Raw genomic sequence first — 19,272 nt, forward strand, 5'->3', positions numbered from 1 at the left:
GCTCAGAGAGATATAACGAAACATAGCATAGAATCATGGCAAATTTTTGACACAAAAAAGCCAGCCCTATTAACCGCTATAGGGCTGGCACAGTCATAAACGCTGTTTTTAAACGTGCTTACTCAAAGCCAGTTTATTATGATGCTTTAGGAGTAGCAGGTGCTTTTATCGTTACCGTTGCACTAACAGCATCATTGTCATCCAGTAAATCCATAACAAGCTCATCATCACTTTCGGTTTTGACTTGCCAATTGCCAGTCGCTTGTGGCACACCCGTCACCATCACAGATATCGCTTTGTTTTTTAGGCGAATCATAGGTGGCTTATGATCGTAGCCATCATGCTCATGACCTAAGATATCATCAGCGATTGTCGCAGCCTGTGCCCTCAGCGGTGCGACATAGCGACACGCAACTCCATTGATAGACATGCAGTCACCAATGGCATAGATATTCGCCGCGTTGGTAAGCAGTGTCGCCGCATCGACCACAATACCCGTACGACGATCGAACTCGACGCCAGCCGCAGTCGGCAGTTGAGCGTCAACGGTCAGACCTGTACTGGCAATCACATGATCGACAATTAGCGGCTCAAGCGACTGAGTATCAGTGTTATCTGCATCTGATGATAATGGTGCACAGTCTACTCGCAGCTTATCGTTATCACTGTTATCGCCAACACGAGTAACAGCAGACACTTGATAGCCGCCTAAGAACTGGATGCCTTGTGACTCAACCGCCTTAGTAATACGTGCCGTCGCTTTGGCTGGTAGCATCTGTGACAGCGGTGCGTCATTTAGATCAATGAGCGTTATTTTATGACCTGCTTTGAGCAAGTCTTCTGCGATTTCTGTTCCCACCATACCAGCACCAACGATTGCAACGTGTTGGCTACCGGTTGCCAGTTGCTCTTGTAGCTGACCGAAACGCTCAATATGATTGACATGCCAGACCAAATCTTGCGGCAAGCTCTTAGGAAAAATAGGATGTGCGCCCATTGCTAGCACCATTTTTTCATAACTGATGGTCGTCGGTGCGTCGTCTGAATGTTTAGTCGCGCGCAGTTGTACGGTTTGGCTCACCGGATCAATATCCGTTACCTCTGTATTGGCCAGCAAGGTTACTTCTGCTGTTTGCGCTGCATCTACGCCCGTCGCCCTTACTAAATCTGACGCGCGTTTGTTTTGGCTGATTGCCATGGTCAGCATCGGCTTGTGATAACGATCACCACTGTCCGCTGTGATCAAAGTGATTGGAATGGCTTTGTCTTTGGCACGAATAGCATCAATCACATGCCAGCCTGCCAGTCCTGCACCAATGATGACGACACCTGTTTTCGTTGATGCTGGCGACGTTGTAGATAGGTTTTCTGCGCTCATAATAGCTCCAATATAGATAAGGAATTGTTTTAATTATCGATAATAATGCCGGCTATTGTATCAGTAAACAGACATACACTCATCTATCTAGCCACGTGTATTAGTCAATATCGAATTCCATACGATGGGCAGTTGCACGCATGGTGTCACTATCTATTAATTTCTTTACACAGTATAGACTGGCATGGATGCCTGCACTGATCCCTGCTGATGTGACAATACTACAGGTATCATCGCTTGCATCCACAAAGCGCTGCTCAGAGATAACATTAATGTCGGGATATGACGCCAGATTATCCAGATCCATCCAATGAGTAGTTGCTGACCTACCAGCGAGCAAACCTGCCTTTGCTAGTAACAAGGCACCTGTACACACTGAGAGTGTCAGTACTGCCACGTTTGTTTGGGCAATAATCCAATCAATCACTGCCTTATTATGTATTTCTGTTTGTTCAGCACCATAACCACCAGGAACTACCAACACATCAATAGCTGGATGAGTGGCAAAACTATAATCAGGAATAACCTGTAAACCGTTTCTGGCAGAGATCGGTGCTTGATGCTCAGCAATAGTAATAACCTCAAAGTGCTTATCGCTTGCACCGTTCTCCGCCAACGAGAACACCTCAAAAGGCCCAGCAAAGTCCAGTACTTCTACTTCATTAAACAGTAATATACCAACGGTTCGCTTGACCATTATAGTGCCCCTCAATTAAGTTGATATCGTTAAACAATATTCAATCCGTTAATATCGTAATCATTATCTTCATCGATTTTTCTAAGTCGGTTTTTTTAAAGAATGAGTTTAGCCATAGCATCTGCCTTTGCCGTATTACACTGTTGCAGTCCGGCGAGTACACCTGCTCTATTTTCAGCTGTTTTGTTTTGACTCAGCTTAAACTGTGCTTGAATGTCTGTAATACTGATGCGAATACCCACAATTGCTCGACAAAGTGCCTGAATATAATTTTTTGGCGCATCATCAAGTGACCACGGAATAGGCTGATTGGCTTCAAAATCTTGAGTGAGTTCCGATAATATTTCCGTCAATACCATAGGGTCGGTCAACAGACTAACTGAGCCTCTGATATGCACACTACGATAGTTCCAAGTCGGCACTTCTTTGTGGGTTATTGCTTTACTTGGGTACCAATTGGGACTGATATAATGACCCGCATCCTGAAATATAATCAGCCATGGTGCATCGAGATTATCATAGTCGTTCAAAGCGTTTACTTTGGCGATGTGACCGTATAGGCAACCGTACTCACTACCATCATCCTGCCAATACATGGGGATATGACAAGCCTCTAATCCATTCTGTGTTTGTACAACAACAGTCGCTAGAGGCTGCTCTTTGATAAATGCTTTTGTCGTATCAAAACGCTCTTCTTTAAATGCTTTAGGAGTAAACATAGCAAGCTCCAAGTCGTTTTTTGAATAACCGTAGAAGAGAGAGTAAACACAAAGCGCCCTATCAAAGAGAGCATTTCGCTGTCCTTAATAGGGCGCTTTGTGTAACCATTAATAGTAAAAAGTATATTTATGGACGTGTCTTTTTACTAGAAGCGGTACTGTTAGTAGCATGACGATTGATAGCATTACGATTGATAGCATTACGATTGCAAACAGTGCCATCAATAGTCGCAAATCAAAATACGATCAATGATTCAAAATCTTTGATAAAAATTGCTGTGCACGTTCACTTTTTGCACCTTCAAAGAACTCATCCTTACTACAGTTTTCTACCACATGTCCTTCATCCATAAAGATAATACGGTTGGCGACCTGACTGGCAAAACCCATTTCATGGGTCACGCACATCATAGTCATACCATCACGAGTCAACTCAACCATCACGTCGAGTACTTCTTGAATCATCTCAGGATCAAGTGCGGATGTCGGCTCATCAAAGAGCATCGCCACAGGATCCATAGCCAGTGCACGAGCAATCGCCACACGCTGCTGCTGACCACCAGAGAGCTCAGCTGGATATTTTGCTGCCTGTACCGTCAGACCAACGCGGTCTAGGTATGCCATAGCTTTTTGCTTGGCCTCGCTTTCTTTGCGTCCCAATACCTTGATCTGTGCGACGGTCAGATTATCAATAATCGTCAAATGCGGAAACAGCTCAAAATGTTGAAACACCATACCAACACGGCTACGTAACTTGGGTAAATTGGTCTTTGAGTCACCGACAGAGACGCCATTGACCATAATCTCCCCTTTTTGAAAAGGCTCAAGTCCATTGACCGTCTTAATCAAGGTTGATTTACCGCTACCTGATGGGCCACAAACCACGACCACATCACCTTTATGTACATGTGCGGTACACTCCTTCAGTACCTGAAAGTCTCCATACCATTTACTGACATTGGACATTTGAATGACCATCTCATCACTAGCATGACCATTGTTAGTGACCAGTCCGCCAAAGGCATTTAAGTATGTATCCGCTGTGCTCATCACTGGCTCCTAACCACATTGTTTTTGATAACTGTTATTTAAGACGTCATCATCTAAAAAATCACATCAAGTACCACATCAGAAGCGCAGGCGCTTTTGAATTCGCTGCACCCCAATAGAGGCACTCAAGCTAATCACAAAATAGACAGCACCAGCACCTAAGATATAAGGTGTGAGTAATCCCATAAGCTCACCGCGAACGTATGCGGCACGGAAAAAATCTGTCAAACCAATCGCAAATACCAGTGTCGTATCTTGGAACAGAATAATACACTGCTGCAAAATCAATGGCAGCATCTTACGAAAGGCTTGCGGCAAAATAACCAGACTCATGGTTTGTCTGTATGTCATGCCTAGTGCTTTGGCAGCATTGACCTGTCCGCTGCCAATCGATTGAATACCAGCACGTACCACTTCTGAGAAGTAAGCGGCCTCAAACATCATAAAGGCAACCACACAAGAGGCAAACGCAGCATCAAGTTGCAAGTACTTGCCTGTTACCCCCAGATAAATCATCGGTACCGCAAAATAAAACCACAGTAGTACCAGTAACAGCGGTACAGAGCGGAAGTAATTGACGTATAGCTTCGCTGGAATCTCAAGCGCTTTGATGCCTGATAAGCGCATCAATGCCAATACGGTGCCTAGACTGATACCGCCCAAAATAGCCAAAAACAGCACTTTTAAGGTGGTGATCATGCCACCCATCAAACCAGGATAGGCGGTTGCCAATTCGGTCATATTCATTTCTGACCTCCTGCGATGAGTCCGGGTACGCGCAATTTACGCTCAATCAGTCCCATAATAGCAATCAAGGACAGATTGAAAACCAAGTAGATAATCGTCGCATAGGTATAAATCTCAATGCTGTTTTGGGTGTACTCGCTGATGGTTTTGGTTTGGCTAATCAGCTCCATCACCCCAACAAGCGAGGCGACAGATGCGTTTTTAAAGCAGTTGGTCAGCTCAGAGCTGAGTGGCGGTAAAATAATACGAAAGGCTTGCGGCAGTAGTACTTCTTTGTAGACTTGCGGAATACTAAACCCTAGTGCATAGGCCGCATTGATCTGCCCATCAGGCAGTGACTCAATACCTGTACGTACCTGCTCGACGATACGAGCAGCGGTAAATAGACCCAGACCGATACTGGCTGATAGCATGGCTGAGGTATTCGGAGACAACTCCTTGTACCACCATTCTTGTATCGTAGGCGTAAGCCAGCCAGGTGCAATATAGAACCAAAAGAACAACTGGACTAATAGTGGAATATTACGAAAAAACGTCACATATGCTGTACCAATGGTACGAGCAGTCTTATTGGGTAGCGTACGCATGATACCAAAGATGGTACCGACGACCATAGCGATGGTCCAGGCAATACTACCAATCAATAGCAGCCAGCCTAGACCAGTAATCATCCAATGGATATAAAGCTCGTTACCGATACCAGTCTGCTCAAAGAGCACACCCCAGTTCCAGCTATAATTCATGGTTGTCTCTCCGAGCAGCGATTGATAAGCCTAGACGTCACAGATAGTATCACAAGCTATCTGAGCGTATAGGCAAGCTATATTGAGGGACAATGAGCGTTATTGAGCCGTTGCAACTTTTGGCTGAGCGCTGTCATGTGGATTGGCAATCAACGCTTTTAGGTTGTCTGACATCTCAAAGTTTAGATTGACGTTCTTTGGCGGGATTGGGTTCAAGAACCATTTGTCATAAATGCTATTGATTTCGCCTGAGCTAAAGACATTGGTCAATGCTTCATCAACCACTGCTTTGAATTCAGGATCGTCTTTACGCATCATACAACCGTAAATCTCAAACGACTGTGGCTCACCAACGATAACCCACTCATCAGGATTTTTTGCTTTGGCTTGTTCACCAGCGAGCAGTACATCGTCCATCATAAAGGCATCAGCGCGGCCGTTTTCTAGCATTAAGAAAGCTTCGCCATGATCTTTTGCTGAGATGATGTTGGTATCCATCTGGTTGTCATCATTGTACTGACGGATATAGCGCTCTGACGTCGTACCTGCCGTGGTCACCAAAGTCTGACCTTTCAGGTCTTCAAAGTCTTGAATGCCAGAGTCTTTTTTGGTCAGTAAGCGTGTACCAATTTCAAAGAAACCGTTAGAGAATGCCACTTGTTTTTGACGCTCTTCGTTATTGGTGGTTGAGCCACACTCAAAATCTACCGTACCGTTTTGTACCAGTGGGATACGGGTTTGTGAGGTCACCAGGTTATAACGAATGTTGAGGTCTGGCATGTTTAGCTTTTGCTTGACGGCTTCGACTACCTTCATTTCTAGGTCATGTGCATAACCAATAGGCTGGTTAGGGTCATCAGCAATATAAGAAAACGGGATAGATGAGTCACGGTGACCGACAACGATGGTACCCGAGTCTTTGATTTTTTGTAGCGTACCATTCATGGTTTCTGTCGCGGTTGCATCATCTACTGGCGCTTCAGTGCTAGTATCGCTGCTGTTGCTACAACCCGCTAAGCCAAGTGCCATAAAGGCCGCCAAAGTCAACGGTTTAGAAAATGAGTAGGTCATGAAATACATCCTTTTATCACAAGATTAATGAGTGCTTGGACGACATAGGTCTAATTGGACAACCTAACTGCGCCGCATCCGTACGGTTGTTGCTGTTGTTTATCACAATGCAATTTAATGTTACTGTACAACAAAATTGCACTCGATGGTGAATTTTTTTCGAGAGAATCTATATCTACATAGATATCTATACTTTGGTTAAATGCCAGTGATTTACTGCTGCTATAAGGTTATAAACTCGAACCAATAAAGGCTATATAGGCTGTGATCAATAAAAGCTTATATAAAAATAGCCTTATTATTTAGACCGCTTATTGGGTTTTGCTATACAAGCTGGTCATCGCAGTATGATAAATACAATTGATAAATCAGCAGCAATCCCCATAAAGCAAACAACTTCCTTATACTACAAATGACTTATGACACAAGATATCCAAGTCCCAAATACGGACAGCCAAACTACTGACACTCATGGTAGTAACGACATTCGCCAACGCTTCTTTATTGAAGACTCTCCAGTGCGCGGCGACGTCGTGCGCCTATCACGCAGCTATGCGAGCACCATTGCTCAAAAGCCCTATCCTGAAGCCATCAAACGCTTATTGGGTGAGATGCTGACCGCAGCGAGTTTGCTCATCAGTACGGTCAAAATTAACGGTCGCTTATCTATTCAATTGCAGTCATCAGACAGTGACAGCCTACTGAACTGGGCAATGGCAGAATGCGATCAAGACGGTATCATCCGTGCGCTTGCCAGCTGGAAAGGCGAGACAGACGAGCAAGTACAAGCGTGGGACAACATGACTCATGCCAAAGAAGCCTTTGCTGAGTTGGGCGCGATGGGGCAAGGCGTATTGTTTATTAATATCCAACCTGATGGCGGTGAGCCGTACCAAGGTATCGTTGAGCGTAGCCATGACAATCTAGCGGACTGCTTGGCACATTATCAAAAGCAATCGGCACAGATTCCGACATTGATTAACTTGGCATCTGATGGCCTACAAGCGGGTGGTATATTAGTCCAAATGCTACCGCGTACTGCCGAAGAAACGTCTGAAGTTGAGCAAAACCAAGATGCCGGTATCGATGATGACTTGTGGACGCGTTTGAGTGTGTTGACGCGTACGGTTAAGGCAGAAGAACTGACTACATTGGATGCTAACGAAATACTCTATCGCTTGTATCATGAAGAAAACATCGTCGCGCCTGAGCCTGCTCCCTTAGCCTTTGGGTGCACCTGCTCACGCGAAAAATGCGAGATGGCAATCGAGCAAATCGGTGAGGCAGAAGCGTTAGACATTATCGATGAGCAAGGCGGCACGTTTGAGATGGATTGCGGATTCTGCGGTGAAATCTATACCTTTAATAAAGATGATATAGCAGCAATATTTGCTGAGTAAGTTTTCTTACCTACTATAAATCAGTATTTATAAAAAAAACCCTCAAGCGTCATGCTTGAGGGTTTTTTATTTTTAGAACTTTGAAAGTATATGACTACTTTTACGTTGAATTGCTTTTTTACACCGCTACAGCCAAGCTTCTAGGATAAGAATGTATGCGAGGACGTCCGGCATAGTCACTTCGACCGTTGTCGAACAGCCATTCAACGACTTGCTCACGCACCCGTCTACTATGAATTAAGTTCATATGGTTCACACCATAAAATATCGCTTTGTGACCATCTGGCACAAACAAAGCATGCTCAGCATCATCCTCTCCCAGCGCTGATGCCACTGATACCAGACTATCACCTAGCAGATCGGTCACCTTAGAGTCATAATGCGTCTCAAGCAAAGCACTAGCGACAAAGTAGGTTTTAATCCCACTTGGCAGACGCGCAGGATGGCGGAAATCTTGTGGCAATACACTGCGTCCCTCTAATGCCTGCCAGTCAGCATCACGAATACTGCCGTGACGTAAATCAATGATACCAGCACTACGCATGTCACCGAGTTTGGCAAGTGAGCCTGCAAATGGCAGCTTGGCAATGATGTCTTGTACATAATTACCGATACGCTCAAGCACTGCTCCATGATGCGGGGAGCCTAGGGTGATGAGATTACCCACGCGCTTTACCCAGTCTAGGCGCTCTTGCTCGCCATAAAACAGCGCACTACGGGAGACCAATCCACCCATACTGTGACCAACCAAGTCTATCTGACTGATATCTGGATTACCATCGACCAAGTCCTGTAGTAGCTGAGAGAACTTATGACCGCTACGTGAGATACGTCGCCCTGTATTATAGTCTAAGTACAGCACGGTGGTATCAGGCTGACTGACATGGACCGCATCGCCTAGGTTGTTATTTTCTTGTGCGTGCCAGCTCAAATGGCTCATACATAACCCATGGCAAAAAATAACGATACGTCCGGATAGCACCTCTTCTTGGGGACTGCCATCTTTGTTATATAACATCATAGGGACAGCGAGTGCGTTTTGATTGTTGACCAGATGATCGCCCATGACACCGTTGATGACATTCACCAGCTTTTTTAATGAGTCAGGCAATGGTTGAGCCGTTTTTTGGACGATGAAGTTTTTGTATATTCGTAGGATAGAGGCCAGATTATTACCGACCATGAGCATGATACGGCGTATCGTGCCATAAATGCGTCCAGTAAAACCGCGCTGCCACTTATTTAGATGCTTATCATTGAATCGACCCATCGGACGCAAGATAACCTCACGGTGGATAGCCTCAACTATTTCAGTGATCTCGACCACACCCATTGTTGCAAGCTGCGCCAACCCTTCAAAAAAATCTGCCAAAGAGACAGGCTTTTTGACGGCTTCGTTGCCGTCGTCTGTGTCTGCTAGTAACTTGACCAGCTCATCCATATCGATTTCTTCGAGCTGATCTATCTGCTCATACCAATCACTATGCAGCGGTACGCTAGCATCTGAGAAAAAATGCGCATCAAGCTCATGGTGATTGCGAGTATAATTGCTATCATTTTGAGCGCTACTGTCACTAACACTAGGGTTATAAAACAAATTTGGGCTGCTCATAATATTGACACATTTAGCGATAAGGATAGTTTTCCATACTATCCTTTAACTGTCGCAAATAGAAGCGAATGATTTGATTTCAGCGTCCATTAGTGACCAAAAGAGAGATATAGATGATAAACGGTGGCTTTGTCATCATAAAAGCGTTATCCAGCATATACACCCAAACAAAAATCCCAAGCCATGACTTGGGATTTTTTATATAGTTCTAGTACTTTTGTCTATGCGGTAAACAGTCGTTTATCTGACTGTTCTATCTAGTTGTTTTGCATCACTGTTTTCGCTTATTGCGCCGAGCTATCTGTCTCATCGAATGATTCTGCCAGTATGACATCACCATCATCACGTGTGATCATTACAGTCGCGGAACGAGGAATATTGCCACCAGCCACCGCACCCCACGTATTGCCTGGATGCTGAATATTAATAAACAAGGTTTTGAAATCTGGTGCCATAGTAATACCTGTGACTTCACAGCCCTCAGGACCGACAAAAAAACGTTTGATATTGTCATTACTGGCAGATGTGCCCACTCGGGTTGACTGCCCTGCTGATGTGGTGGTCATCGATCCATCACTGACCTCACCCGGTAGTGCGGCCAGCAGCATGCAGCTACTGGTATCAGTATAAGCGCCATCATCTGTCTGAATCCATAAGACGCCGCGTGGATCAAAATACAAGCCATCAGGTGAAGAAAAATCGTTGTTGTCATTCAGCCCAGATAAGTTCTCCGCTGACAGATCATTTGGCGCACCAAACAGATAGATATCCCACTCAAAGCTCGTTGCAGCATGATCGTCGCCCGCTTCTGCCCAGCGTATGATATGACCATTATCATTGCCATCATTATTATAACTGCGAGGATTTGATGCTGAGACAGGCTGATCATCGCGCTCACCGCGATATTTATTATTGGTCAATGTCACATAGACATCGCCTGTCATCGGACTTACCGATACCCATTCAGGTCGATCCATCTTAGTGGCATTCAGCGCGTCAGCAGCCGCGCGGGCGAATACAAGCACCTCATCTTGCCCGTTAAACGGTAATACGCTGTTAGATGCATCCAGCCCATTTTGACCATGAACCAGTGCTTTCCATTCGCCGCTACCATCTTCATTGAAGATCGCGACGTATAGCGTGCCGTCATTAAGATACTTATCACCTGCTGCTAATCCACCACCGATATCTGAGTTTGACCAGACTGCTGTGGATACAAACTTATAGATGTACTCGCCGCGCGCATCATCACCCATATAGAACACCACTGGTTTACCTTGCTCTACAGGGGCATAGGCACAGTTTTCGTGAGCGAAACGGCCTAGGGCAGTACGTTTCTGCGGTACAGAGTTTTGGTCAAATGGGTCAATCTCGGTAATATAACCAAACGTATTAAAACCATAGCGATAGTCCTCAGCGGCGCTGGCACCGACGGCCGTCATATCCCAGCGTGAGAACTCGTCTGTTATTTTGGCATCTTTTGCATCTGGGGTATGCCATAGATACTCCCAGCCTGGGAAGTTCTCTGTCGCACCATAGCGCTCACGCCCGTAGTTATCACCAGTACTCAATTGACTGGCATCTTGTCCACGGGCGAACACTCCCAAAAAGTTCTCTTCTGTGGTCAGATAAGTACCCCAAGGTGACAGTCCTGCACCGCAGTTGTTGTTGATACCGCGAGTCTGAAAGCCTGTTGGATCAAACTTGGTTTTGACCAGATCAGAGCCTGCTACAGGACCTGCCAATTGCGCAGTCGTACTACTGGTAATACGGCGGTTGTATTTTGAGTTTGCTACCATCTCATAGCCGTTGCCATCCGCACGGCGAGTGAGCTCAACCACCGAGACACCATGACAGTTAACCTCGCGGCGCACGTCGCTTGCAAGACGTCGGTTTTTGAAGATAGGTGCCGCATCATTATCCTGAGTGACATAGTAACCAAAAGGACTGAGCTCACTGCTGTTGACGTATTCGTGATTCATGACTAATAGGCTGTTTTCTGAAGCTTTGGCATCGTAAGCATTACCATTTTTGCCAAAGAACCACATCCCATCGTGGTTATCGCCCATACGCCACTCAAATGATTCGGCAGACTGTTCGCGGTTGTCTTTCCAATCCTCAATACCCGACATGAGCGGTGTGCCAAGCGGCAAGATCATCTCAGCGGTGTAGCCTGCTGCTACCGTCATAGTATCCGCAGTTGAGTGCGCGACTGCCTCAAACTTCAATGTATCTGGACGATTCAAATCCCCTTGTGCAGGGATAGCGGCGTTATTGTCACCGCCTACAATACTACCGTCGTCATCGTCACTACAGCCAACCAATGGTAGTGCGCCAAAAAACGCAGCAGCCGTCAATCCTGTACCCCCTTTTAATATACTACGGCGGTTCAATCGACGATTAATAATCGTCTGAAAATCAGTATTGTTAGTAGGGTTTGAGTCTTCAACCACTTCGTGGGCAAGCGTTCGCTCATTGTTCATCAATGTCATTGTCAGTCACCTTGCTATTAGGCTAGATTGGCGGAGGATGGGTCGCGGCGTTGCAATTACAACCACAAAAATACGAATTCCGCTTAAGTCTACTGATCCTTTATGACAGCACGCTGAACGATAGATGACAAAATAATGACAATTGTCGGCTCGATGACAACTAAGCACAATTGATCCAATAAGAACCATCAAGCAGATAAGATAGTGTAATAATCAGATTCAATATAAAGAGCACAAACGCAAAAAACCCCAAGCGATTGCTTAGGGTTTTTGATATGTATTACTACAAGCAGTCATTGCTAGCCGTTGTTAAAAGATATTATTGTAAATAATGGCTTCAGCTATCTTAGCAAGCCTATCGTACTTGCGATGTCCACTCATGAGCGCCCAACGTGAGGGTAAGCTTATCCCCTGCTTGCAAGACGCCTACGCCACTTGGTGTGCCAGTCATGATCACATCACCTGCTTGCAAATTAAAGGCATGACTGATATTGACCAGTAACTCATAGACGGGAAACAGCATCAAAGCACTATCACCATCTTGAGTTAACTTATCATTGATAATCAGCTGATACTGTACATTTTGAAGATTGCCAAACGCTTGTGGGTCAAGCCAATCAGCAAGCACGCATGCCCCATCAAAACATTTGGCACGCTCCCACGGATGACCTTTTTCTTTTAACTTGCTTTGCAAATCACGCAAGGTCAAATCCAACCCTAACGTCACCCCGCCGATTGCTTGCTGCGCCTGCTCAATCGTTGCCATGGACAAATCAGCGGATAGCTGAATGCATAGTTCAGCCTCATAATGCGTCTCGCCAAACTGCTCTGGATTGGGTCGGATCACATCGCTACGCATAGAAACCACCGAAGACGCTGGCTTCATAAATAGTATTGGCGATGACGGCACTTCATTGCCTAACTCTGCAGCATGCGCCGCATAATTACGACCCACACAGACCACTTTACCAATAGTAGCGCGTAGACTGTCGTTATGGTTATTAACGCTTTGCTCTTGATTGACACCCGCTGCGATAGCATTGGCTAACGATACATGTGGCGATTGGCTCATACTAGACTCTCCCTGTAAATAATGAATACTTATCAGCACTCCATATTATCTTATCTACTGTCACCCTAATGATTTTGATGATCGGCTGCTAACTGCTAACTATGGAATCGTATTGGTCACTACATCTGGTGGCACATAACTGGTATGACGATTCATGCGTTTTTCAAACAATCTAAAGCTAAATAAGATCACCCATGACAACAGCAAATAAACGATACCCGCCGCAAAGAATAGCTCCATCAAGGTATAGGTACGCGCACTAATCGTACGAGCGACACCCGTGATATCCATCAAAGCGATGGTAGAAGCCAGCGCACTACCTTTTAGCATAAAGATAACTTCGTTACTGTAGGCCGGTATCACGATACCAAACGCACGCGGCAGTGTAACCCGTGTAAGCTTCTGCCATTTTGACATACCAAGCGCATCAGCAGCTTCAAGCTCTCCAACTGGTATCGTCTGAATCGCACCGCGTATAATTTCTGCAAGATAGGCACTGGTATTGAGGGTAAAGGCAATGATGGCACACCAGTAAGCTTGGCTAAGTACTGGCTCCCATAAAAACGACTCACGCACCGCCTCGAACTGACCCAAACCATAATAAATCAGGAATATTTGTACCAGTAGCGGCGTACCACGAAAGAAAAAGATATATAAAAACGGGAGTATCTGTACAAGCCAGTTTTTCGACAGTCGTAGCAGTGCTAAAACCAAGCCGAAGAGCAATCCAATAATGCCTGAGATCACAACCAGCTGTACGGTCAATACCGCGCCGCCTAGTAAATCAGGGATATGATCAAAAATGACCTGCCAATTCCAATCCATAGTATCTCTCCTCTATCCTATGGTCGATTGACTGTGAGTGGATTGACGGCTTATCTTTTTGGCATAGCGTGCCGCAGGATTGGCGCGCCATTCAAGCCACATCATAAAGCCAGTAATCAACATGGTCAGACCCAAATAAATAATCGCGGCGGCCATATAAAAGGTAAATGGCTGCTGTGTTGACTGCGCTGCTCGTGAAGACTGATACATAATGTCCTTGAGACCCACGACCGATACCAATGCCGTATCTTTGAGCAATACCAAAAACAAATTTCCCAGACCAGGCAGTGCAATCTGCCATACCTGCGGCAACGTAATGCGATAAAACGTCTGAAAAGGACGCATACCAATCGCTTGCGCCGCTTCGCGCTGACCTACCGGAATCTCTTGGATGGACATGCGAAAAATCTCAGTCGCATAGGCACCAAAAGCAATAGACAGTGCCATGACACCACCCCAAAAAGCACTGATCTCGACATAGTCGTTATAGCCGAACTTTTTGAGGATGCTCATCAACAATATAGAGCCGCCATAATAAATAAAGAGCACCAATAACAGCTCAGGAATACCGCGCATCGTCGCAGTATAGACAGTCGCAAGCTTACGCAGTAACCAGATATTGGACATCTTTGCAGTTGCGCCAAGCAAGCCTAAGCCCAGACCAATAATTAAACTGGTCACGGCAAGCTGTATGGTGACGGTAGCGCCGCTTAATAAAAGCGCGCCAAATCCTTGTAAGTCAAACACGATTATCCACTCAGTCTCTTTATATTAGCAATTAGGGCATGTCTTCAGTTCAATCGATAGACATCTAAATGGTTTAAAAACGGCTAAATCTTGCCAAATGGCGTCAAATAGCTGACTAATATCTCGATATTATTTGCGCTATTTTCCTTGTTTGACTGCAATTTATCTCATTTTTATTACCATTTTTAAAATGAAGACACGCCCTAGCAAAATATGAGTTAAAAGAATCAGCATCAATAGCTGAACGCGGCGAAACACCGTATTTTATACCAAATCAATAGGGATGGTCGGCGTCAAAAAACGACGTCAGAAGAATACGATTAGCGCTACGATAATTGACACGGTAGAAATGAGCGCTGATTTTATCATATTCACTCGCCGTGATGTTAATACTGACGCGTAAAAGCTGTGCCTAAACCGTACCTAAACAGACACTTGGACTGATAACCAGAAAAAAGACTGACTAAATTTGAGTAAAATGGATAGGGAATAACGATGACTACGCTATGAGTATAGAGTACGTTTAGGAATTGATAAAAAAGGACATCGCCATGACAGCAATATCCTTTTGCGAATCAAAACAGTAATTTTTGATCAGTAATTTTGAATCAGTATTTTTTATTGCTATTAGACATCAGCTAACGTCTGCTACCGCTGGCTGTTCAGTGGCTTCTGTACTGACCGTGCTCGTCTCAGCTGCTGATACCGCAAAGTACTTCTCATTGATTGCATCGTATGTGCCATTAGCCTTGATATTGGCTAGAGATTGATTGATCTTTGCCTGTAGCGGGTCGCCTGGACGTACCGCTATGGCAAAGTTATCATTGATATCAATCTCATCACCTTTTAGCGCATACTTGCTACCAGCAGGTGAGCTGAGCCACTCTATCGCTGGCAGCTTATCAGAGATCATGGCATCAACACGGTTCGACCCAAGATCCAAAAATGCATTGCTCAGCGTATCATAAAGCTTCATCTCAGCTTGTGGGTAAGTATCTTCAAACCACTGTGATGAGATAGTCGAGCGCTGTGCGGCAATCGAATGAGAGTCAATATCGCTAGGATTGCTGGGGTCGAAGTTACTGTCTTTTTTGGCCAAAAAAACCAAGGCATTACTGAAGTACGGATCGGTAAAGCTTACCTGCTCTGCGCGCTCTGGTGTGACCGACATCGCCGCCACAATCGCATCATACTTGCCTGCTTTTAGACCAGGGATAATACCGTCCCAGTCTTGCGCCACAATCTCACAAGTCACCTGCATATCCGCGCAGAGCGCCTCTGCTATCTCAACATCAAAACCGCCAAGTGTCCCATCCGCATTGGTATAGTTGAAAGGCGCATACGCCCCTTCAGTCCCGATACGTAATACGTCCTCTTTCGTGACTACCGCTGTATCGGTAGCCTCTGGATTAGTATCGCTTGCATTGTCTTGACCGTTGCTACAACCAGAGACTGCAAAAGCAGTTGCTAGTGCAAACAACGGTACAGATAGACGACTGGTCGTTATGGTACTCATAACAGATTTGCCAATCGTGGCACAGGCTGGGGCACAATGGTCGCTCATGATCATCCTTGGGTTTTCTTAGTTAAACAACATCCTTTTGAGGAACAAGAATTCGCTCGCTAGACGTCCTTTTAGTTAGTTGCCGCCTCGTCGGCGACCACTACCTCTTCGACACCATCCGTGACGACTACTTATTGTGCAGCAGCGGTCGAGCTGGTACCAAAATAGCTGCCAGTGATTTGGTCATAAGTGCCATTATCTCTTAGCTCAGCCAATGCCGCATTGAATTTTGCAGCCAATGGATCGCCTTTACGGAAGGCAATACCCATCGCATCGTCGTCACTGCTGATCTCTTGACCTTTGATTTCGTAATCTTTGCCGGCTTCGGTTTTTAGCCAATCAGTACCAGTGACTTTGTCAGACATCATACCGCGTACTCGGCCTGACGTTAGGTCTAGGTACGCATTGTCTTGCGTGTCATAAAGTTTGATGTCAGCATCTGCATGCTCGTCTTGTAGATACTGTGAGGAGACCGTCGAGCGCTGTGACGCAATTGGCTGACCTGCTAGCGCATCGACACTGAGGTCATCGCCTTTTTTGCCAATTAGGATGATGCCGCTATAGAAGTACGGGTCACTAAAATCAACCACTTCTTGACGCTCAGGGGTGATCGACATACCAGCGATGGCTGCATCAAATTTTTGTGCGTTCAATCCTGGAATCAAACCATCCCAATCTTGTGAGATCACTTCACACTCAGCTTTCATCTGTGCACACAATGCGTCAACCAGTTCAATCTCATAACCGATTAGCTTGCCATCAGCGTCTGTGTAACTAAAAGGCTTATAGCTTGATTCTGTGGCGATCTTGATATCTAGAGGTGCTTCGGTAGCGGTATCAGCTTCAGCGCTTTCTTCTGGTGCTGCGCTATTGTTACAACCTGCCAACATTAGCATTGCTGCGCTAAGCGGCGCTAGCCACAATGCTTTTTTGCTCATTGAAATTGTCATATCTCTTATTCCTTAATATATTTACCAGCCGTATCATCACTTATTACTGACTACTTTATACTCAACTGTTTCTGCAATACTGAACCGTTTTTTACTTATCAGCATCGCTTGTTTTGAGTACAAACATTCAGGAAAACATTATTGACCAAAGTTCTTTTGCTCAAGGCGTGCAAGCTCACCGTTACTACGGATTTCGCTCAATGCTTTATCAAATTCTGCTTTGAGGCCATCCCCTTTACGCACAGCAATCGCAATGTTGTCATCGTTATCAATTTCATCACCAACAATACCAAAGCCTTCTGTATTGTCTGCTAACCATGATTTGGCAGAGACTTTTTCGGCCAATACCGCATCGCTACGACCAGACTTTAGATCTAGGTAAGCATTATCATAGTTGTCATACAATTGAACCGTGTTGCCTTCTTTGCCTTCGTAGTTATCCTGTAGATAAGCCCCTGGCGTGGTAGAGCGCTGTCCACCTAGTGTGACATTGTTGATCGCCATCGGATCAAAATTACCATCATTGTTGGTTAGCCATACCATCGTGTTGGCAAAATACGGCTCAGTGAAGTCAACTTTTTCTTGGCGTTCAGCAGTGATAGACATCCCTGCGACAACCGCATCATATTTCTGTGCCAATAGACCTGGGATAATACCGTCCCAATCCTGAGCGACGATTTCACATTCAGCTTGCATCTGATCACATAGCGCGTTTGCAACATCGACATCAAAGCCTGACAAGCTACCATCGGCATTGGTATAGTTGAATGGAGGGTAAGCGCCTTCGGTTGCAATACGAATGGTTTGCCCAGTCGTTTCTGCAGCAGGTGCATCGGCGCTGGCATCAGTTGTTTCGTTGGCAGGTTGGCTACAAGCACTCAGCATCAATGCTGCGGTGACGGTCATTGATGACCACAGTAGGCGAGAATTCGACATCATACATTCCTTAAATTCTGATGGGTTTGACATAGGGTTGTGACAGGATTTTCTGGCTTCAGGTTCTGATATTTGGTTCTCTGACGTCCCTGCCAGACAAGCAATATAGATAGCAGAATGACAGGCAGCCAGCAGCTGTGACTACCTATAAACCTTTTGATAATACCTGAGCAAAATATCAAAAACAAACGTTTTGCATACTCACAGTTATTATCGGGTAATAAAGAGTCAACAATGGTTACGATATAGTGATTTTTGCGTTTGGCAAGATTTGGTAGCGATAGAAGTAAATAATGGTAGGGTTTGACTGTGGCAGAGTTTGATAATGGTAAAATCTGATGGCAGTAGGATTCTACTACCATCTGATTTGTGCAGAATTAGTTCGGGCGATGTGAAGCCATAAAGTCTTTGACACGCTCAGAGGTAGGGTTGTCAAAGACTTGCTCAGGCGTACCGATCTCTTCGACCACACCTTGGTGCAAGAAGACTACTTTACTGGATACTTCACGGGCAAAACGCATTTCGTGGGTGACGATCAGCATCGTACGACCCTCTTCTGCTAGCTCTCGCATGACAGCAAGTACTTCGTTGACCAGCTCAGGGTCCAATGCCGAGGTTGGCTCATCAAACAACAGTACTTGTGGTTTCATAGCAAGTGCGCGCGCAATAGCCACACGTTGACGCTGACCACCCGATAAGTTGGCTGGATAAGCGTCCTTTTTGTCGAGCAGCCCTACTTTGTCGAGTAGCTGCTCAGCATCGCTAATCGCCTGTGCTTTCTTAATCTTGAGCACCTGCGTCGGTCCCTCGATGATGTTTTGCAAAATAGTCTTATGCGGCCACAAGTTAAAGTTTTGGAAGACAAATCCCACGCGAGCACGCAGACTCTCTAACTGCTTGACGTCTGATGCTTGCAGCTCGCCTGACTTGGCAGGTTTGAGCATCAGCTCTTCATTGCCGATTAGGATGCGACCTTGATTTGGGTTTTCAAGCAAGTTAATGCAACGCAGCAATGTTGATTTACCTGAGCCTGATGAGCCCAAAATAGAGATGACATCACCATCATAGGCGGTAAGAGATACCCCTTTTAGCACTTCTAATGAGCCATAGCTTTTATGGATGTCTTGTAAGTCTAGGGCGATAGGCCGAGTCGGGGTTTTTACGGTATCAAGCATGGTTCAGCAGACTTCCAATAAATATGAGTGAAAACACGAATAAAAATAAATATGAGCTTTATATAATAGTATAGGCATCTATAGCACTATCGTA

General features: G+C 45.3%; 17 protein-coding genes. 1 reads left to right on the top strand and 16 read right to left on the bottom strand.

The annotated features are described in order from the left end of the window. Positions 1–136 precede the first annotated feature (136 nt). From NJD71_RS06235 to NJD71_RS06265, 7 genes are all read right to left on the bottom strand, one after another. Entirely contained in the window at positions 137–1,378 is a 1,242-nt protein-coding gene (locus NJD71_RS06235; protein ID WP_319051085.1) for an FAD-dependent oxidoreductase, read from the bottom strand. A 100-nt stretch (positions 1,379–1,478) separates the two neighbouring features. After that, positions 1,479–2,075 (bottom strand): DJ-1/PfpI family protein, encoded by a 597-nt coding sequence (locus NJD71_RS06240; protein WP_319051086.1) that lies wholly within the window; start codon positions 2,073–2,075, stop codon positions 1,479–1,481. Between the two features lie 95 nt (positions 2,076–2,170). Further along, positions 2,171–2,794 (bottom strand): FMN-binding negative transcriptional regulator, encoded by a 624-nt coding sequence (locus tag NJD71_RS06245; protein WP_319051087.1) that lies wholly within the window; start codon positions 2,792–2,794, stop codon positions 2,171–2,173. Between the two features lie 246 nt (positions 2,795–3,040). After that, positions 3,041–3,772: an amino acid ABC transporter ATP-binding protein gene (locus tag NJD71_RS06250; protein WP_319051235.1), complete on the bottom strand. Its 732-nt coding sequence runs from the start codon at positions 3,770–3,772 to the stop codon at positions 3,041–3,043. A 150-nt stretch (positions 3,773–3,922) separates the two neighbouring features. Next, entirely contained in the window at positions 3,923–4,591 is a 669-nt protein-coding gene (locus NJD71_RS06255) for an ABC transporter permease subunit (protein ID WP_319051088.1), read from the bottom strand. Beyond that, positions 4,588–5,334, bottom strand: a complete 747-nt coding sequence (locus NJD71_RS06260) for an amino acid ABC transporter permease (RefSeq protein WP_319051089.1) — start codon at positions 5,332–5,334, stop codon at positions 4,588–4,590. Before NJD71_RS06260 ends, NJD71_RS06255 begins: the two co-directional genes overlap by 4 nt. A 99-nt stretch (positions 5,335–5,433) precedes the next feature. Continuing rightward, positions 5,434–6,405: a glutamate/aspartate ABC transporter substrate-binding protein gene (locus tag NJD71_RS06265; protein WP_319051090.1), complete on the bottom strand. Its 972-nt coding sequence runs from the start codon at positions 6,403–6,405 to the stop codon at positions 5,434–5,436. 419 nt (positions 6,406–6,824) lie between these two features. Between NJD71_RS06265 and hslO the strand changes: the two genes are divergently transcribed. Continuing rightward, the gene (gene hslO, locus NJD71_RS06270) at positions 6,825–7,805 is read left to right on the top strand and encodes an Hsp33 family molecular chaperone HslO (protein WP_319051091.1); all 981 of its coding nucleotides are present in this window, start codon (positions 6,825–6,827) and stop codon (positions 7,803–7,805) included. Between the two features lie 118 nt (positions 7,806–7,923). Here the strand turns inward: hslO and NJD71_RS06275 are convergent, their stop codons facing one another. The 9 genes from NJD71_RS06275 to NJD71_RS06315 all read right to left on the bottom strand — a co-directional run bounded on the left by NJD71_RS06275 (position 7,924) and on the right by NJD71_RS06315 (position 19,178). Next, entirely contained in the window at positions 7,924–9,417 is a 1,494-nt protein-coding gene (locus NJD71_RS06275) for an alpha/beta fold hydrolase (protein WP_319051092.1), read from the bottom strand. A gap of 284 nt (positions 9,418–9,701) precedes the next feature. Then, positions 9,702–11,909 carry a PhoX family protein gene (locus NJD71_RS06280; RefSeq protein WP_319051093.1) on the bottom strand — a complete coding sequence of 736 codons (2,208 nt, stop codon included), beginning with the start codon at positions 11,907–11,909 and terminating at the stop codon, positions 9,702–9,704. A gap of 355 nt (positions 11,910–12,264) precedes the next feature. Continuing rightward, complete coding sequence (locus NJD71_RS06285; protein WP_319051094.1) at positions 12,265–12,981, bottom strand: fumarylacetoacetate hydrolase family protein; 717 nt, start codon at positions 12,979–12,981, stop codon at positions 12,265–12,267. 99 nt (positions 12,982–13,080) lie between these two features. Next, positions 13,081–13,806: an ABC transporter permease gene (locus tag NJD71_RS06290; protein ID WP_319051095.1), complete on the bottom strand. Its 726-nt coding sequence runs from the start codon at positions 13,804–13,806 to the stop codon at positions 13,081–13,083. Between the two features lie 12 nt (positions 13,807–13,818). Beyond that, positions 13,819–14,553, bottom strand: a complete 735-nt coding sequence (locus tag NJD71_RS06295; RefSeq protein WP_114701215.1) for an ABC transporter permease — start codon at positions 14,551–14,553, stop codon at positions 13,819–13,821. Positions 14,554–15,187: 634 nt separating this feature from the next. Next, positions 15,188–16,117, bottom strand: a complete 930-nt coding sequence (locus NJD71_RS06300; protein ID WP_442967657.1) for an ABC transporter substrate-binding protein — start codon at positions 16,115–16,117, stop codon at positions 15,188–15,190. Positions 16,118–16,248: 131 nt separating this feature from the next. After that, on the bottom strand, positions 16,249–17,067 hold the full coding sequence (locus NJD71_RS06305) for a transporter substrate-binding domain-containing protein (protein WP_114701217.1): 819 nt from the start codon (positions 17,065–17,067) through the stop codon (positions 16,249–16,251). A 138-nt stretch (positions 17,068–17,205) separates the two neighbouring features. Then, the gene (locus NJD71_RS06310) at positions 17,206–18,006 is read right to left on the bottom strand and encodes a transporter substrate-binding domain-containing protein (RefSeq protein WP_319051096.1); all 801 of its coding nucleotides are present in this window, start codon (positions 18,004–18,006) and stop codon (positions 17,206–17,208) included. A 374-nt stretch (positions 18,007–18,380) separates the two neighbouring features. Beyond that, on the bottom strand, positions 18,381–19,178 hold the full coding sequence (locus NJD71_RS06315) for an ABC transporter ATP-binding protein (protein WP_319051097.1): 798 nt from the start codon (positions 19,176–19,178) through the stop codon (positions 18,381–18,383). Positions 19,179–19,272 lie beyond the last annotated feature (94 nt).

The sequence above is a fragment of the Psychrobacter sp. PP-21 genome, assembly GCF_033790785.1.
Lineage (GTDB): Bacteria > Pseudomonadota > Gammaproteobacteria > Pseudomonadales > Moraxellaceae > Psychrobacter.

What these genes read in the sequence shown, in the direction of transcription:
- NJD71_RS06245 (WP_319051087.1), bottom strand. Translation starts at nt 2,794, where the DNA reads ATGTTTACTCCTAAAGCATTTAAAGAAGAGCGTTTTGATACGACAAAA.
- NJD71_RS06280 (WP_319051093.1), bottom strand. Translation starts at nt 11,909, where the DNA reads ATGACATTGATGAACAATGAGCGAACGCTTGCCCACGAAGTGGTTGAA.
- NJD71_RS06310 (WP_319051096.1), bottom strand. Translation starts at nt 18,006, where the DNA reads ATGATGTCGAATTCTCGCCTACTGTGGTCATCAATGACCGTCACCGCA.
- NJD71_RS06300 (WP_442967657.1), bottom strand. Translation starts at nt 16,117, where the DNA reads ATGAGCGACCATTGTGCCCCAGCCTGTGCCACGATTGGCAAATCTGTT.
- NJD71_RS06235 (WP_319051085.1), bottom strand. Translation starts at nt 1,378, where the DNA reads ATGAGCGCAGAAAACCTATCTACAACGTCGCCAGCATCAACGAAAACA.
- hslO (WP_319051091.1), top strand. Translation starts at nt 6,825, where the DNA reads ATGACACAAGATATCCAAGTCCCAAATACGGACAGCCAAACTACTGAC.
- NJD71_RS06255 (WP_319051088.1), bottom strand. Translation starts at nt 4,591, where the DNA reads ATGAATATGACCGAATTGGCAACCGCCTATCCTGGTTTGATGGGTGGC.
- NJD71_RS06260 (WP_319051089.1), bottom strand. Translation starts at nt 5,334, where the DNA reads ATGAATTATAGCTGGAACTGGGGTGTGCTCTTTGAGCAGACTGGTATC.
- NJD71_RS06285 (WP_319051094.1), bottom strand. Translation starts at nt 12,981, where the DNA reads ATGAGCCAATCGCCACATGTATCGTTAGCCAATGCTATCGCAGCGGGT.
- NJD71_RS06290 (WP_319051095.1), bottom strand. Translation starts at nt 13,806, where the DNA reads ATGGATTGGAATTGGCAGGTCATTTTTGATCATATCCCTGATTTACTA.
- NJD71_RS06265 (WP_319051090.1), bottom strand. Translation starts at nt 6,405, where the DNA reads ATGACCTACTCATTTTCTAAACCGTTGACTTTGGCGGCCTTTATGGCA.
- NJD71_RS06240 (WP_319051086.1), bottom strand. Translation starts at nt 2,075, where the DNA reads ATGGTCAAGCGAACCGTTGGTATATTACTGTTTAATGAAGTAGAAGTA.
- NJD71_RS06275 (WP_319051092.1), bottom strand. Translation starts at nt 9,417, where the DNA reads ATGAGCAGCCCAAATTTGTTTTATAACCCTAGTGTTAGTGACAGTAGC.
- NJD71_RS06250 (WP_319051235.1), bottom strand. Translation starts at nt 3,772, where the DNA reads ATGGTCATTCAAATGTCCAATGTCAGTAAATGGTATGGAGACTTTCAG.
- NJD71_RS06315 (WP_319051097.1), bottom strand. Translation starts at nt 19,178, where the DNA reads ATGCTTGATACCGTAAAAACCCCGACTCGGCCTATCGCCCTAGACTTA.
- NJD71_RS06305 (WP_114701217.1), bottom strand. Translation starts at nt 17,067, where the DNA reads ATGACAATTTCAATGAGCAAAAAAGCATTGTGGCTAGCGCCGCTTAGC.